The sequence below is a fragment of the Alteromonas sp. 4NH20-0056 genome (assembly GCF_057539655.1).
The window spans coordinates 470,701-487,805 of record NZ_BAAJLS010000001.1 but is presented as its reverse complement, the minus strand read 5'-3'; the positions used below and the strand labels follow the sequence as shown (position 1 = coordinate 487,805).

Here is a 17,105-nt window from a genome sequence, read left to right as displayed (position 1 = left end):
GCATCTCTGAACTTTGCTCGTTATACAAAAAACAAACTCGTGACTAGATGTTTACAATGGCGAAGGCTTACGCCCTTATGAACGTATCTCGCCCTCTGCTTTTTGCTTCGTAAAGCGCGTCATCCGCTTTTTGAAAAACATGCTCAAGTTGATTGACTTGCGAAAATGCGCAGTACCCAGCGCTTGCCGTTATATTTATAGCATGGACACCGCTTGGTACGGTTAGCAAACGTATTGTATTCATCGCACGGTGAAGATAGATGCGCGCTTCCTGAGGGGTACATTTCGTCAAAATGACAATAAATTCTTCGCCGCCCCAGCGTCCCACGACGTCCGCAGCGCGGGCCTCTTCTTTTAAGCACTTAGCGAACGCTTTAATCACATCATCTCCCACCTCATGCCCGTAGGTGTCGTTGATTTTTTTAAAGTGATCGATATCGAAAATAACCAAAACTGCATCATCAACGCCGCGCAAACACGAATACCAATGTAACTCTGCAAAAGACTGCATGAAACGGCGGTTTTTTAACTGCGTTAAGGCATCAGTCGTCGCCTCTACTTTAGAGCGCCTAGCAAGCTGAACGTGCTGTTTTTTTGCTTTATTAATTTGGGTTAGTCGTTGCGTAAAACGAAGCAGCTGTTCGTCGAGTTGATAAATGAGAGCAGCAGGGCGTTTGGTTCTTCTCGATTTTAGCATCGACACGTAAGCTGGCGACGTCTCGTTTGTTTGCTGCCCTTCATTGTAGATGGCTAGTTTAACGGGAAATAAGCCTGATCTTTGGCACACCCGCTCCCCTATTTCTTTAATAGAGCAGTCAATAGACTTAACTTCGAAAATGTCTTCGATTTTTTGTGTATGGAGTACGCCGGGCACATTATTACTAAACCGAGAGTTGAAGTTTACAATATCCCCGTCGAGTGTCGTAATCACTGCTGCTTCCGTAATGTTTTCGATCACTGAACGAATACTCAGTGTCTCTTCGATAGAGCGTTCAAACGGAAAAATATTCATACATCAGCTCTCTATTTGTTTCGACAGGACTAAGGTGTACTATCACGCGGCAATGCCCATCACCATTTGCGATAGTTTTGTCCAATTCAATAGCTGCATAGCCTGTCTCGTTAGAGGTTATTTTTCCAAAAACATTTGCGGTCATAGAGCAAAGCGCTTTCTTGCCCGCCACATTGCTGCCAAACGGACAACGACTGTTCTGTAAAATGATAGTGTCAGTTGAAATGTCTGAAATGGAGAACCGGCCGCCAATTCTTCGCTTTAAATCGACAAGTACATGCGCAATAACATCGGGGGTCATGACTTCATCGTCTAATGCGGATTTGTACTTGTCGTAAAAAATACCGCCGACGCGATCCGCAACCATGCCAATAAACGCTTTTGACTCTTCACTTCCTATGACGTCTTCCATCAATTTATCGAGTTCGAGCAGAATGGTCAGATAAAATGACTGACTGTCCATATCTATATGCTTACAAGCAATTCGATGTTCAATATCCGCAGATCGCATGCACTTTCTCATTCCAAAGTATTATACTTTAGTTGTAGGTCAAGCTTGGCTAGAAATCAAAAAAAAGGAGGGGCGTTTATCATAAGACACGTAGTGCAATATGCGACAGCGAGTGCGAATTAGCCATGCAGGGTAAATGGGATGTACGTTACGAGGAGGTTATCGTCTGTGCCATAACATGCTCAATAGCGATCAATTTTTCTCGGTTTAATGCGTCTTTTATGGCTGAGCCTTTTATGCCTTTTGCAATAATATCTTTAACATCAACTCTCTTTGCAGCAAGCAATGCGTCAATGATCACAGACTGTCTCTTGTCCCACATCACGGCCTCAAATTCAGCACAATGGCGTATCGCGTTCAGCAATGTTTCGAAGCGCTCTGGGCGTCGCCATGCATCGGTTCCGTTGAAGAGTATCATAAGGTTGTCAGCTGTTAGCACACGAGATGCACTGTTGGCTCGATTGTCGTCTTTACTCAGTAATATACCCTTGAATTTACATGCAAGTGTTACAATTTCACTGACTTGATTCTGCGTTTTAAGGCGCTTACACAATGCTGATGCTTGCTCCTCGTTTAAGTGAATACACAAGGATGTAAAGCGGGCCAAAAGCAATGGCATTCCACTCAAAGGCGGAGTGTCTTTCTTTGTAGCGCTACGAAGCATCTCGATACTTTCATTGATAACGGGAAGAAGTTCGCTAAACCAATCATTAAGGCCGCCGGTTGCCTCAAGTGTAGCGAAGTACACGTCTGGAGAACGCTCTACTAAGCTTCGCCTAGTTTCTTGCCATACTCTTTCAGCACTTAATGCTTGTAATTCACCGCTTGCAGCCATCGTTGACATAAGCGCAAGCGTTTCATCTGCAATTGTGAAACCAAGGTAAGCATAGCGCGCCGCAAAGCGTGCGACGCGAAATACACGTAAAGGGTCTTCACTAAAGGCATCGGATACATGACGTAAACATTTATTGTTTAAATCTTGTTTGCCGTTGTAGGGGTCAATAATTTTCCCATCACTGTCCTGCGCCATTGCGTTAACGGTAAGGTCGCGTCGTGTTAAATCTTCTTCTAATGTCACGTCAGATGACGCATCGCAGACGAAGCCCGTATACCCCTTGCCTGATTTTCTTTCTGTTCTGGCAAGCGCATACTCTTCGTTCGTTTTAGGGTGCAAGAATACCGGAAAGTCTTTGCCAACCTGTGTAAACCCTTTTGCAATCATTTGCTCGGGTGTTGCGCCAACAACCACATAATCGCGTTCTATAACTTTTCTATTTAACAGTGCGTCGCGCACTGCGCCGCCCACCAGATAAACTTGCATATCGACTTGTGACCATGTTGGATTTTCAAAGACGCTATTATTACAGAAGAAGTTTACATACGCACACTTTGACTTCTCGCACGGCTCTGGTAGTTTTGATCGCGTTTTCAGTTTATTACAGCAGTTACCATGTATTTGAATTACTTTGGTTTGAGCGATAACCCGTTTTCTATTGCGCCAAACCCTGATTATCTCTATATGAGCCCACGTCATAAAGAGGCATTAGCTCACCTAACGTTTGGTCTGACAGAAAGCGGTGGTTTCGTCATGCTAACCGGTGAAGTCGGCACGGGTAAAACAACCGTGTCGCGGAAGCTATTGCAACAACTACCCGATAACACCCAAGTGGCGATGATCCTCAACCCTACGCTGTCTGCGCTAGAGCTTCTCGCGACAGTATGCGATGAACTGGGGTTGCCGTACGACGGCAATAAAGCAAGCTTAAAGTATTTTACCGACTTGATCTTATCCAAACTTGCGAAAAATCATCAGGCAGGCATGAATACGGTTTTAATGGTTGATGAAGCACAACACCTATTGCCAGAGGTGTTAGAACAATTAAGACTGTTAACCAACCTTGAAACTAACCGTGAAAAGTTGCTTAAAGTGGTGCTAATTGGTCAGCCTGAGCTTCAACAGCTATTAAAACGAAATGAACTGCGACAGTTAGCACAACGTATTACCGCCCGTTACCACTTGTTACCGTTAACGGCGCCTGAAGTTGGGGCGTATATCGCCCATCGATTAAGTGTTGCTCATGGTGACATCAGCATCTTTGCTAAGCCCACATTGCGGGCTGTTCATCAAATCACAGGCGGTATTCCACGCGTAATTAATTTGTTATGCGACAGAGCACTAACCTTATCTTTTACGAAACAACATGCCGTGGTTAAAAAGCCGATTTTTCTCGCCGCCGCTGAGCAGATTTTAGGTGAGGATGTTGTTAGTCAACGTGTACATAGTCAACGCAAGTGGTATCTAGCGTCTGCATTTCTATTTGCAATGGTATGCGGCTATGGATTAGGGAGTTTATATGTCTAGTTTGCTGCCTATACAACACGTTACGCCCGGCATGGTTATTGTGCAAATAACGCAACAAAATGGGCCGGTCAAAATTAGAAAGTCGGGTTTGGTAACCAGTGAAGCAATGGTGCAAGGCTTGGCTGAAATGGGTGTGCAAGAGGTTGAGATTGATGCCGAGCAAACCGTTGAAATCGAACCTGTAATGCAACACCGAACGCAGACACAAGCATTGATTCGTGGCGAGCACGATACGTCGGCAAAATTTGATAAGTCGCTGTCTGATCAATTTAATCGCAGCCTGTTTTTACCCTCTGTTCAAGGTTTGCCCTCTGCTTGGAAAGCAATAGTGAAGGACGTAGCATTATATGCGCTAGTGCTACTAGGGGGAGGGGCGATAGGCTTCAGTGCTGCAACACGCACAGCGTGGTGGCCTTTGATAACTGCGTCTGCCGCCAATAGTCAATCATTGACTACCTCCAATCAGAGTACACCGGCAGCATCGTCTGATACCTCGCCAGTTAGGTCGTCAAACAGCAACGATCAGCAAAGTGCTAACAGTGGTCTAGTCGAGCGCAACCAACAACGCGATGAACAGAGCAATGACATTGCCGAAACCGCAAAACCCATAGCGCCAAGAGAGAATGTAGAACTAGGGTCGACGCCCGCCAGTGCACAAGGTGAAAATCGACTCAGTGTAAGTAATGACCGGGAACCTACCGTGCTTAACACCGACACGACAGAATATGAGGGGCGTGTTCTGAATGAAAGTAGTGACAGTGACGTGTCTGTTTCACCTGAATTGATGGCACGTTTCAACGCCGCAGTAAGAGCGCTTGATCAGAAAGCTGAAGACAGTGAACCGCCACAAGAAGAAACAACGGTTACCGTTAGAGATAGCCTTATTCGTGTCGACCAATTGCCGGTTCGACTTCTTTCTAGGCTCCCCACAATGAATTTTAGCGCTCACATGTATGCTTCGCGACCGTCAGACCGGTGGGTGAGGGTGAATGGACGTCAGATTGGTGAAGGTGACTGGATTGAGGACCGTGTTCAAATTGTAAATATTGAAGCGCAGCGCGTTGTATTGGCGTTTGAAGATGAAATATTTAGCATGGCAGCGCTGACCGATTGGTAGGCCAGCGCGCTATGCAGCATTAATTTGGCACTTGATGAACAAACACTTCTTGAAAGAATTTTGGAAGGTTTAGGTTAAACTCATCGGGTCTTACACCGGATACAATTTCATCATCTATTTTTGATAAATCGATGCGTTTTACTTCATTAAAATGATTAGATTTGACACTGTAGAATGTCATTATTATTGGGCTTACCGCATCCGACTTGTTTTGTTGGCTGACAATGCCCAGTTTGCCGCTTTTCAACCTAACTAGCGAGCCTACAGGGTGAATGCCGACGCATTGAATAAACTGTCTGACTAAGTCCTGATCGAGGTTTTTAGCATCAGAGAGGCGTTTTAACGCTTGTGTTGGCGTAATACTGTCTTGATGCGGCCTATTAGAAGTCAGTGCGTCAAAGGTATCGATGATTGCTGCAATGCGCGCAAATTCAGATATCTCATCACCCTCTAACCCTTTTGGATACCCTGAACCATCTACGCGTTCATGATGCTGTTCAATAATTTGTAATGCTAAGTCAGAAATGTCGCCGTATTGCTCGACAATGTCACGTCCAATTTCTACGTGCGTTTTCATGATTTCCCAGTCTGCATCACTAAACTCGCTGGTATTACTGCGAATGTCGTCGGGTAGTGAAGACATACCGATATCCATTAAAAGTGCCCCAAGACTGGCTTGCTCAGTCGCATCCCTATCGTATCCGATAAACTGCGTGAACATGCCCATCAAAATGCTACAGTTAATCGAGTGCTCCAGTAAGTAGCTGTCAGTGTCTTTAATCATAGTCAAACACGACAGCGCATCTTTATTATCAAAAACGCTTTCAATGATGCTGTGAGAAAGCTCTTCTACAGGTGAAAGATCTTTAATCGCGCCACGTTTCAACGATTTTAGAAAGCCGCTTTGAATATTCTTCGCATCTTGATAGAGGTCATTGGCCTCATTGATGGACTCCCTCGTGACAGGCTTACTTTCTTTCACCACTTCGGGAATCGGGGAGGGGGGAGGCGCTAGCGCGTCCGGGACGTCGATTGAAACAGAAGACTTAGAGGCATCAACCTCAACTAAGGTAATACCCTTTTGCTTTAGACTCTCAATCACGCCGGCTGTTTTCACTACACCTTTTGAGCGCATACGAAGCTGGCCAGTTTGCTCTAGCACCTTGTTGACGTACATCCCTGGCTTCAATGCATCTATAGATACCGGTTTTAGCATTACATCTCCTGACGAGTCGTGATTAGAACAATTAGTTTGCTTTACAGATGAAGTATAGTGCGACAAAACGTCTTCATTCATATTCCTTATTACATTAAATGTAATAATTTTGAATATTACGATAATTCAATACGTGAGTCAGGGATTTATTTGTGTCAAAAGTGGTATTGATAAAAATAAAAAACGGAGCCAACAGCTCCGTTTTATTTACGCTTAGCGCCTATTGCCATGAAGCGTGTTTGGCTTCGAATGCCTCAATAGCGTCGGCCAACTCTAGCGTTTGACCAATTGCATCTAACCCTTTAATAAGATTGTTTTTATGATGCGCAGCAATATCGAATTCGAAAACTAACGGGCCACATGACACGTTTTGGGCTTCTAAGTTTACGGTAATCTCTACTGCGGGGTTGTGCTTTACGGCTTCAAATAGCGCGTCCATCTGTTGGCTGCTAAGCGCAACAGGTACCAGTTGATTATTAATACAATTGCCATAAAAAATATCGGCAAAGCTTGTTGCGATAATCGTTTTGAATCCAAAATCGGCTAACGCCCAAGGGGCATGCTCTCTACTCGAACCACAGCCAAAGTTTTCTCTCGCAAGCAAAATACTGGCACCTTTATGCTCAGGCTTATTCAATGCAAAGTCTGGGTTTGGTACTTTTTCTTCTAAATCTAAATAACGCCAGTCGTGAAGCAAATGCTTGCCATAGCCTGAACGCGTCACGCCGGTAAGGAATTGCTTAGGTATAATTTGGTCGGTATCAACGTTAGCCTGGTCAAGAGGCGCCGCAATACCGCTGTGCGTAGTAAAGCCTTGTGATGTATCCGTCATGAGCTACTCCTGAAAATCTCGTACGTCGGCAAAACGACCGGTGATTGCCGCCGCCGCTGCCATTGCTGGGCTAACAAGGTGAGTACGTGCCCCACGACCCTGACGCCCCTCAAAATTTCGGTTGCTGGTTGATGCACATCGGTCACCAGCGATAAGCTTGTCGTCGTTCATGCCTAAACACATTGAGCAGCCAGGCAGGCGCCATTCAAAGCCTGCTTCTAAGAATATTTTATCCAACCCTTCTGACTCTGCTTGGCGCTTAACGTTACCCGAGCCCGGCACTACAATTGCGGTGACGGCGCTTGGCACTTTGCCTTGCTTAGCGATGTGAGCTGCAGCGCGTAGGTCTTCAATACGACCATTAGTACATGAACCGATAAATACATGATTTACGGCAATATCAGACAGTTTTTCACCCGGTGCCAAGCCCATATAGGATAACGCTTTCTTCGCACTTTCTTTTTCGATAGCGTCGCTAAAGTCCTCAGGTCCAGGAACCGCATCATTGACGCCAATAACTTGCCCAGGGTTTGTACCCCATGTTACCTGAGGAGCAATGTCTTTAGCCTGCAATTCTACGACAGTATCAAATTGTGCGTCAGTGTCTGTGTATAAGGTTTTCCAGTAGGCCAGTGCGGCATCCCAATCAGCGCCCGTTGGCGCGTATTCGCGATCTTTTATATAGGAAAAAGTAGTGTCATCCGGTGCAATTAGCCCGGCTTTTGCACCCGCTTCGATACTCATATTACATACCGTCATGCGTTCTTCCATGGTTAAATCACGAATGGCTTGACCCGCATATTCGATGACATAGCCGGTGGCACCAGCATGACCAATTTTGCCGATAATGGCTAAAATAATATCTTTTGCCGTAATACCAACAGGTAGTGTGCCATTTACATTAATAAGCATACTTTTTGCGCGCGTTTGTTTCAGTGTTTGTGTTGCAAGCACATGTTCAACTTGTGACGTGCCTATGCCAAACGCGAGGGCACCAAACGCGCCATGAGTCGCGGTATGCGAGTCTCCGCATACTACGGTCATACCGGGTTGAATTAAACCAAGCTCTGGGCCCATTACGTGCACAATGCCTTGCTTTTGGTGGCCTACAGGGTAAAGCTGAATGCCGTGCTCTTCGCAGTTTTTCGCCAATGTATTAAGCTGCAAGGCGTTTTCTGGACCACATGCATCAATAGCTAACGAGCGGGTTGAAATGCTGTGATCCATCGTGCCAACCGTTTTGTCAGGGCGACGCACTTTTCGTCCTTTTTCATTCAGTCCCGCGAATGCTTGTGGAGAGGTTACCTCGTGAATGAGGTGCCTATCGATATAAATTAAGCTGTCATCGCCTAATTGGTCGACAATGTGTGCTTGCCATACTTTCTCATATAGGGTTTTGGCCATGGTCATGATCACTCCTGAGCCATTAAATGTTTTACAATTTCATCGCCAACTTGGGCTGTCGTTGCCGCATTGTCGCGTTTATCCGACGGCAACAGCTCACTGGTTAATACGCCGGCTTCTAACGTTGCAACGACGGCTTTTTCAATGGCGTCTGCCGCGTCATTCAAATTCATACTGAAACGCAACATCATTGCCGCTGACAACACTTGTGCGATAGGATTAGCAATCCCCATTCCAGCAATGTCAGGGGCAGAACCACCTGCAGGTTCATATAGACCAAACCCGTCTTCGTTCATGCTGGCAGACGGCAGTAATCCCATCGAGCCAGTCATCATGGCGCATTCATCAGAAACAATATCGCCAAATAAATTAGAGCACAGCATCACATCAAATTGCGCTGGGTTCTTCATGATTTGCATTGTCGCATTGTCGATATAGATATGCTCTAGCTCTACCTCGGGGTAGTCTTTTGCGACGTCTTCTGTCACTTCACGCCAAAGCCTGCTAGTAACCAATACGTTAGCTTTATCTACCGAGGTAACTTTACCACGACGTTTCTTGGCAGCTTCAAACGCGGCAATAGCAATACGTCTAATTTCACGTTTGCTATAACGCATGGTGTCGAAAGCGTACTCTTCTTCGCCTTCCCCCTCTCTTCCTTTGGGTTGGCCAAAATAAATACCACTAGTAAGTTCGCGAACCACAAGGACATCTACCCCTGATTTGGCAATGTCTTCACGCAAAGGCGAAAGTGATGCTAAACCTGGATAGATGCGGGCAGGGCGGAGATTACTAAATAAATCGAAATGGCTACGAAGTGTTAATAACGCCGCTCGCTCTGGCCTTAACTCAAGAGGAAGTGTGTCCCATTTTGGTCCGCCAATACTTCCAAACAAAATGGCATCTGCTTTTTCGCAACCCAGCAATGTCTCAGACGGAAGCGCTTCGCCCTCTGTGTCGATGGCATAGCCGCCAACGGGGTACGCTATTCTGTTAAGCGACACATTGAATTTTTTCTCAACCGCGTCTAACACCTTATTGGCTTCTTGCATAACTTCTGGGCCGATGCCGTCCCCGGCTAATACGGCAATTGAATACTGGCTCATCTACACTCCTGAAACGCGTTCTTGTTGGCTCTTTTGTTGATCGATACGGTCAGCCAAATAAGTATTATTAAGTACGAAAATTAAGGCTTTTACGCCAGCCTCAACGATGTCAGTTGCAAGGCCTATACCGTGAAAACGACGGCCTTTATAGGTAGCGATAACACTTACCTGTGCGAGGGCATCAGCGCCTTCGCCTTTTGAATCTAATTTGAAATCGACCACTTCTAAATCTTCATGCCCTAATATAGACATAATGGCTTTATACGCGGCATCAACCGGGCCATTACCGGTACTTGATTGGGTAATTTCTTCTTCGCCAACTTTCATCTTCACGGTGGCGCTAGGAATAATTTCTCTTCCCGAATTAGCTTGAAGATACAGAAGCTGGAAATGGGCTTGGTCGTGTTTTTGCTTATCGAAAAACAAAAGTGCTTCTAAGTCGTAGTCATACACTTGCCCTTTTTTATCGGCAAGCTTTAAAAACGCCTCATAAACGGCTTCTAAATCGAAATCTTCGGGTTTATAGCCAAGCTCTGTTAAACGGTGCTTTATTACGTGCCTGCCTGAACGAGAAGTGAGGTTCAGGTTGTTCTTGTTAATACCCACGCTTTCGGGCGTCATAATTTCGTAGGTATTCTGTGCTTTTAATACGCCGTCTTGGTGAATGCCGGAAGAGTGACTAAACGCATTTGCGCCTACAATTGCCTTATTCGATTGCACGGGCATGTTACAAAGTTGGCTTACCAGTTTTGACGTACGAGATATTTCCGTTGCGTTAATATTGGTATCAATCCCCAATAAGCCCTTTCTGGTTTGAAGGATCATGGCTATTTCTTCAAGGGAGGCGTTCCCTGCACGCTCACCAATACCATTAACGGTACATTCTACCTGTCTTGCACCTTGTTCTACCGCAGCGAGTGAATTCGCTACCGCCAAGCCCAGGTCGTTATGACAATGTACGGAGATTGTTGCTTTATCGATATTCGGAACACGGTTGAAAAGCTGCTGAATAATGCCACCGAATTCGGTTGGTGTGGTGTAACCTACGGTATCGGGAATATTTACCGTTGTCGCTCCAGCACTAATTGCAGCTTCAACCATTCGGCACAAGTAATCGATATGTGTGCGACCTGCATCTTCACAGGAAAACTCAACGTCATCAGTATATTTCCGCGCATGCTTAACTGCTGCTACCGCCATTTCAACAATTTCATCTTGTGACTTTCTTAACTTCGCGCCGACATGGATTTCTGATGTAGCAATGAAGGTGTGAATACGAAACTGTTCTGCTACCCCAAGGGCTTGGCCGCACGCGTCGATATCGCCGGGTAAGGCACGAGATAAACCACAGATAATCGAGTTTTTTACTTCTTTTGCAATCATCTGGACCGAGCGAAAGTCACCTGGTGATGATACGGGGAATCCCGCTTCGATTATGTCGACACCTAGGCGCTCTAACGCCAGTGCAATCTGAAGCTTCTCTTTGGCACTCAGGCTAGCAGGTAGAGCCTGCTCACCATCTCGCAATGTAGTATCAAAGATTTTCACTTGATTTGTCATGACGTTCTCTCGATTGAAAAGTAAAAAAAAAACCCGTGCTAGGCACGGGTTTTAGTGTAATTAATCGCTGGTCGCAATCTACCCGTGCAGTCTGGCTGCCATCAGGAGTAGAATTAGAAATAAGCGGTTTATTAACATGCCGAAATATCTTTGCTGACCAAAATTTATAGCGACAATGTAACGATGAAGCGCGTTAAGGTCAACCCTTGATTCGCATAAACGGTATTCTTTTTAATTATAATGTGGTGACGGGGTATTATTAGGATGCTTATCCTACTTTGTCTTGTTTAATTCGGTAATAATCTTTAATACGGGTAAATGACGCCGATTTGTTTTTCTGGTTAGGATAAATGTCCTATTTTATAAAAACCGGCATTAACACTTGGTCTGCTTAAATATTCGTTAAATATGAAAATTTATTCGCCTTCTCACCATTATTTGAAGGTTTTCCAGTTGATATGCGTCGATAAGCGCATTTCTCTTAACGATAGCGAACGGGGAGAGGTTTTACTCTTGTAATTCCACGAGTGACCACAGCACGCTGCGGTCATGACTGCTTTTGTCGGTTTACACAGCTTTTTTTCGTTAGGTGTTACTGTGTTTTCAGTATATTGAACGCCACTATATAAAAACCATCCGTGACGGTTAACATGTATGCGATGATTCTCTACATCGACTTTGTCTATCGAGTCTAACTCTATATGCATACCTTCAAGGCTTTTTACAAAGATTGGCACCACAACGCCATAGTCAGCATGCTTCAAAAACCATGCTAGCGTTTTTTCTTCGTCATCTCGTATGCCTGGGCATTTGCCTGCCTGTTTGTAGTACCAACTCCCGTTGTGGGTGTCTATCGACAAAGGAGTCGGGTTGGCAACAAGGTATCTTGCAACGCTTCTTACATGATGCGGTAAGCCGGATAGCCGACGTTTCAAAACTGTATTATTCGAAGAGCCTGCATGTGCCAAACCAATCAGCTCTCTTTCATAAAGAGCGGTACATATCTCTGTAAATTGATGATGACGACCACCTAGCTCACCCGTACCGGAAAAGAAGCCAGCTTGTTCGTGTGTGTGGTTACCCTCTTTAATCATGGCCTGTGTGCAAATTTACAACAATAACGCTAACCTAACAGAGAATTGCTGTCGTCGCCAGATGCACAGAATGATCATAAGTAAAAGTGGGTGACGACAATCAAATGAAGCGTTACTTGATTTTTCTAGCTTGGTTGTCCAACGCTCCTCCGTAGGTACTGCTTTCGGTCAACACATAATCTATTACCAATTTTAGTTAACCTCCATGCTTATCGTTATTTAAAAAGCCTAGAATTTTGAGTTTTCTTTTGCATCATTGGTAAATTATTTAAGGTTATGATTTTTATCACTTTTATTTTAATTTTTTATATTTTCATATTTTTTTTGTTAATTTGGTTATGCCACCTTAGTCGTAATTTAGCAAATTAGCTTACCAGATTGGTTGACCATTTGGGTTATTTGGATTACTTTGTAACCGTCTTGTAAATTTATTGTAAGTTGTAATTTGGCAGGGCGTAATAGTTTGAAGATTAATAAAGTGGTTCAGATGCGTGCGATGCGCCATCTCTAAATCCTTAAAGGAAACACAAATGGGACACAAATTATCCAAGATCACACTTGCCGTGCTGTCAGCTACAACACTCAATATTGCCTCTACAGCATACGCGCAAGAAACAGAAACAAGTGAAGTAGAAGTCATCGAGGTTTCAGGTATCCGCGCTTCACTTGCGAGCGCACTTAATGAAAAACGTTACAAAAACAATTTAGTTGAAGTTATTGAAGCTGAAGATATTGGTAAATTGCCTGACCAAAACTTAGCGGAAGTGCTAGAGAACATTACCGGTATACAAATTACCCGTTCTGCAGGGGTAGGTACAGGTGTTCAAATTCGTGGTACAGATGCGAACAGAACGGAAATCAATGGTGTGTCAACTGTTGGTTCCGGTGCGGGTAGAAGTGGTATCAACTTTGAAGATGTGTCAGCGGCAATTATTGCAGGTCTTGAAGTAACAAAGTCTCCCGATGCTAAGACGATTGAAGGTTCTGTTGGCGGTACGATTAATCTTAAAACTATTCGACCTTTGCAATTAACCGAAAGATTAGCCGCGGTCCGCGTTCAAGGTGAAAATAGTAGCCTTTCAACGGATAGCACATTTCAACCTCGCTTTTCTGGTACCTTTGGTGACAATTGGGAAAACGACAACGGAAAGTTCGGTGTTGTATTAAGCGCGAGCTATGCGGAGCAAGACGTAACGGCGTTTCGCCCTCGAGCTGATAGAGATAATCTTATTGCCTCTGATAGCGGCGTAGCTAGCGCCCAGTCATTTGATTTTCTTCCTATCCAATTTTTCGTTCAAGATTATGATAATTTTGAATATGAGACAAAGAACTTTGTGGGGACATTTGAGTGGGCGCCGAACGATAACTCTCGACTCTTTTTCGATGCGGTTATCAACGACCAAGAACGTCGTCAAGAAAGTTCACGCGTGCAAGCGTCTGGCGTAAGTGCACTTAATGATATTTCAGTACCTGACGCATACGAAACGATTAATTTTGGCTCGTTAGGGGGAAGAAATTTAGGTTCTATCGAAGCGGCACTTCGTGGCGTGGTACCGGTAAACCTAGACAATGATGACGACGATCCTAATCTTCGTTTCTCAAGCGATACTAATTCTCGTATCACCGACAGTAAGATTTTCAGATTAGGTGGCGAATGGCAAGGGGACAAATGGAGCGTATTTGCTGAAGTAGCATCGTCGTCTTCCGATACGACAACACCAAGCTTCAATACTACGCTTAACTTCATCAACCCTAATGCGCCATTAGATGCGGGTGGCGGCAACGATAATAGTGTCCCATTTGCCTATGATTTATCGGGCGGTTCGCTAACCTTTGGTATCGCTGATGGGGCCGAATATGCACCGACATCTGCGCAGCTTCTAGATCCTAACAACGTTGTACTTCGTGATGTAAATATTGGTCGTGATACTACCGAAAACTCAGAAGATGCGTTTCGCGTAGACCTATCGTACTTTGTCGATTCATTAATTACGTCTGTCGATTTTGGTTACCGTTACAACAAATCTGCAAGCGTACGTGAAGATATTGGTACCAGCGTAGGCCTACGCACAATGGATGACAGCCCTCGCGGTAGCTTGTTCTCAGATATCCTTACTGCCGGCCCTAATAACTTTAATGATGCAGACGGTCGCCAGTTGTTTGTTAAAGACTTTCTACTGATTAACCCTGAATTAGTGGCGTCTGACCCAGATGCTGTCTTAGCGTCTCTACAAGCGGCAATGACAGCGCATGGTTCAAGTAGAACACTAAACCAACCAACTGCATCGTCATCTGGCTTCTTCGATATTGAAGAGGAAACGCATGCGTTATACGCACAGGCTAACTTCGAATATGAAATGTTCCGCGGTAATTTCGGTGTGCGCTACTTACAAACCGATGTAACGTCTTTAGGCAATTCAATCACTGAAGATGAAAATGGTAATGAAGTGGTATCACGTGTTACTAACACTGGTGACTATGACTTTATCTTACCAAGACTAAATATCGTAGCTGACGTTGCTGATGATGTTGTTGTTCGATTCGGTGCGGGTAAAGATATTCGCAGACCAAACTATGACGACCTTTCTACATCAGTCGTGTTTAGTACGAGCCCAAATCCAAATGTTGCGATTGGTAACCCGGGTTTGAAGCCTGAAGAGGTGACTTCATTTGACTTATCTGCAGAATGGTATTTTGCAGAGGCTAGCGTAGTCAGTATCGGTATCTTCCATAAGACACGTAAAGATTTGTTTGTTGACCAAATCGTGAGCCCATTCGAAGAGGCAGTAACAGGGTTCCGAGACCTAACAGACCCTTGTGAAGGTGGCGGTATCTTTAACCCCATCGCAGACATTAACGTGTTCGGCCCAGATTTAGGTACGGGTGTGTGCGTAGGTACAGAAACCAAGGTTAACGACACCGGCGAAACGACGCAAAAAGGTATCGAGTTTGCTGTCCAATACGATCTTTCTAGCTTTGAAAAAGAGTTAGGTTGGGCATCAGGTTTTGGTGTGTTAGCTAACTACACTATCCAGGAGTTCTCTGGTGGCGAAACAGAAAATAGTGCCACTTCGCGTGCCGCTAACGTTTTTGCTGCAACTACAGGCAGCGATGAAGAGGTTAGCGCTATTCAAGGGCTGCTCAATCTTTCTGAGAATGCCTATAACTTCACGCTTTACTATGAAAAATACGACTTGTCAGCACGTATGCGTTACACATGGCGTGAGGCGTTTAGAACGGATGACTTCGGCAGTACGTCGAGCTTCCCTTGGGGATTCCCAGCGGTTCAAGGTGATCGCGGTCAGCTGAACGCTAGCATTACCTACACGGTAAATGAAAACCTTAATGTAGGTCTTGAAGCAGTAAACATAACTGAGTCTGAAGTAGAACAATACTGTGTAAACGAAAGTGCGTTACTTTGTTTCCAAGGACTGACAGATCGTCGTATCACTCTTGGTGCAAATTACCGATTTTAAGTTGACGTGAGCCTCTAGTTAGTTGGGGGTTCAAGTAACTAACGGTAAGTAATTATTTGTCTACTCGTTATGCTTAACACTAAGCAGGTGATGAGGTAAGTGCGGAATATTCTCCCTTGGTCATAATGCATTGAATATTTCCCTTTAGCCTGCTTATTGTTCTGGCCTAACCTCTTTCACTTGACTTTGTTACCAATTTTATTTTTTACAAGCAATTGGTTGACAATTTGGTTAGTAGGTAATAGCATTTCGGGTAGATAATTTAAATGCGCAGTTTGGGTGATAGTGAAAGCGAGATAGCAGTTCACAACGTCAACGAACAGTAGCTTATAAAGAACAACGTAAAGCTGTGCACAAATAAGATTGTCACGCTTTTTACTCACATACGAGTATCAGAATTTAGGAGTTATACATGTCCAAACCAACTATCGGTTTTATCGGCCTCGGCCTTATGGGCGGCAATATGGTTGAGAATCTTCAAAAGAAAGGTTACTCAGTTACCGTAATGGATTTAAACAAAGACGCCGTTGAGCGTTGTGTAGCTCGCGGTGCTAATACGGCGTCTACAGGCAAAGCATTAGCTGAACAGTCTGACATCGTGATGTTTTGTTTAACAACATCAGAGATTGTTGAAAAAGTAGTATACGCCGAAGATGGTGTATTAGCGGGTATGAAAGAGGGGTCAGTATTGATTGATTTTGGTACGTCAATTCCTGCTTCAACACGCAAAATTGGCGCAGACTTAGCAGCGAAAGGCGCTGGTATGATTGATGCGCCGCTAGGCAGAACGCCTGCCCATGCAAAAGATGGCCTATTAAATATCATGGCGTCTGGCGATATGGAAATCTTTAATAAGGTTAAGCCGGTACTTGAAGAGCAAGGCGAAAATGTTTTCCACCTTGGTGCTCTGGGCGCTGGCCATACTACAAAGCTGATAAACAATTTTATGGGTATGACCACAGTGTGCGCAATGTCACAGGCATTTGCTGTTGCGGAAAAGGCGGGTGTTGATAAGCAACAGCTTTTCGACATTATGTCTACAGGCCCGTCTAGCTCACCGTTTATGCAGTTTTGCAAAAACTACGCGGTTGACGATGTTAGCGACTTAGGGTTTTCTATTGCCAATGCAAATAAAGACCTTGGATACTTCCTGAAAATGGTAGAAGACCTTGGTACGGAATCGAAGATTGCTGAGGGTTCATCGGCTAACCTTAATGCTGCGGTAGACGCAGGGCTTAGCAACGGAAATGTGCCGGAAATTTTCGACTACTTCAAAACGCTAGCAAAGTAATAGCGAATCAAGGTAGATGGGCGCTTTAAATAGAAGTTCTTATGTAAAGCGCCACGTTCCACTATCCTCAAACCTAACATCGTTTCTGTAAAAAAATATAGCGTTTTTATTTGCCGTCTCGATA

At 44.6% G+C, this 17,105-nt stretch carries 13 protein-coding genes; 4 read left to right on the top strand and 9 right to left on the bottom strand.

Annotated elements, in window-relative coordinates:
• Positions 1-67 precede the first annotated feature (67 nt).
• The 3 genes from AC27EZ_RS02200 to AC27EZ_RS02190 all read right to left on the bottom strand — a co-directional run bounded on the left by AC27EZ_RS02200 (position 68) and on the right by AC27EZ_RS02190 (position 2,844).
• Positions 68-1,012: a GGDEF domain-containing protein gene (locus tag AC27EZ_RS02200; RefSeq protein WP_487133732.1), complete on the bottom strand. Its 945-nt coding sequence runs from the start codon at positions 1,010-1,012 to the stop codon at positions 68-70.
• Positions 993-1,523 carry a methanogen output domain 1-containing protein gene (locus AC27EZ_RS02195; RefSeq protein ID WP_487133731.1) on the bottom strand — a complete coding sequence of 177 codons (531 nt, stop codon included), beginning with the start codon at positions 1,521-1,523 and terminating at the stop codon, positions 993-995. Before AC27EZ_RS02195 ends, AC27EZ_RS02200 begins: the two co-directional genes overlap by 20 nt.
• 148 nt (positions 1,524-1,671) lie before the next feature.
• Positions 1,672-2,844, bottom strand: a complete 1,173-nt coding sequence (locus tag AC27EZ_RS02190; protein ID WP_487133730.1) for a tRNA nucleotidyltransferase/poly(A) polymerase-related protein — start codon at positions 2,842-2,844, stop codon at positions 1,672-1,674.
• A gap of 129 nt (positions 2,845-2,973) precedes the next feature.
• Here AC27EZ_RS02190 and AC27EZ_RS02185 point away from each other — a divergent pair, with 129 nt between their 5' ends.
• Together AC27EZ_RS02185 and AC27EZ_RS02180 are read left to right on the top strand one after the other, a co-directional pair.
• Complete coding sequence (locus tag AC27EZ_RS02185; protein ID WP_487133729.1) at positions 2,974-3,885, top strand: ExeA family protein; 912 nt, start codon at positions 2,974-2,976, stop codon at positions 3,883-3,885.
• Positions 3,878-5,002 (top strand): general secretion pathway protein GspB, encoded by a 1,125-nt coding sequence (locus AC27EZ_RS02180; protein WP_487133728.1) that lies wholly within the window; start codon positions 3,878-3,880, stop codon positions 5,000-5,002. Before AC27EZ_RS02185 ends, AC27EZ_RS02180 begins: the two co-directional genes overlap by 8 nt.
• Before the next feature lie 19 nt (positions 5,003-5,021).
• Here AC27EZ_RS02180 and AC27EZ_RS02175 read toward each other — a convergent pair whose 3' ends face one another.
• From AC27EZ_RS02175 to AC27EZ_RS02150, 6 genes are all read right to left on the bottom strand, one after another.
• Positions 5,022-6,218, bottom strand: a complete 1,197-nt coding sequence (locus AC27EZ_RS02175) for an HD-GYP domain-containing protein (protein WP_487133727.1) — start codon at positions 6,216-6,218, stop codon at positions 5,022-5,024.
• A gap of 220 nt (positions 6,219-6,438) precedes the next feature.
• The gene (gene leuD / locus AC27EZ_RS02170) at positions 6,439-7,050 is read right to left on the bottom strand and encodes a 3-isopropylmalate dehydratase small subunit (RefSeq protein WP_487133726.1); all 612 of its coding nucleotides are present in this window, start codon (positions 7,048-7,050) and stop codon (positions 6,439-6,441) included.
• Between the two features lie 3 nt (positions 7,051-7,053).
• Positions 7,054-8,454, bottom strand: coding sequence for a 3-isopropylmalate dehydratase large subunit (gene leuC, locus AC27EZ_RS02165; RefSeq protein WP_487133994.1), 1,401 nt, complete (start codon positions 8,452-8,454; stop codon positions 7,054-7,056).
• An 8-nt stretch (positions 8,455-8,462) separates the two neighbouring features.
• A complete protein-coding gene (leuB, locus tag AC27EZ_RS02160) occupies positions 8,463-9,560 on the bottom strand; it encodes a 3-isopropylmalate dehydrogenase (RefSeq protein WP_487133725.1) in 1,098 nt (365 codons plus the stop codon).
• On the bottom strand, positions 9,561-11,120 hold the full coding sequence (gene leuA / locus AC27EZ_RS02155; RefSeq protein ID WP_487133724.1) for a 2-isopropylmalate synthase: 1,560 nt from the start codon (positions 11,118-11,120) through the stop codon (positions 9,561-9,563).
• Positions 11,121-11,554: 434 nt separating this feature from the next.
• Positions 11,555-12,214, bottom strand: coding sequence for a hypothetical protein (locus AC27EZ_RS02150; protein ID WP_487133723.1), 660 nt, complete (start codon positions 12,212-12,214; stop codon positions 11,555-11,557).
• Between the two features lie 530 nt (positions 12,215-12,744).
• Between AC27EZ_RS02150 and AC27EZ_RS02145 the strand changes: the two genes are divergently transcribed.
• On the top strand, positions 12,745-15,690 hold the full coding sequence (locus tag AC27EZ_RS02145; protein WP_487133722.1) for a TonB-dependent receptor: 2,946 nt from the start codon (positions 12,745-12,747) through the stop codon (positions 15,688-15,690).
• Positions 15,691-16,102: 412 nt separating this feature from the next.
• Complete coding sequence (locus AC27EZ_RS02140; RefSeq protein WP_487133721.1) at positions 16,103-16,981, top strand: NAD(P)-dependent oxidoreductase; 879 nt, start codon at positions 16,103-16,105, stop codon at positions 16,979-16,981.
• The last annotated feature ends 124 nt before the right edge of the window (positions 16,982-17,105 follow it).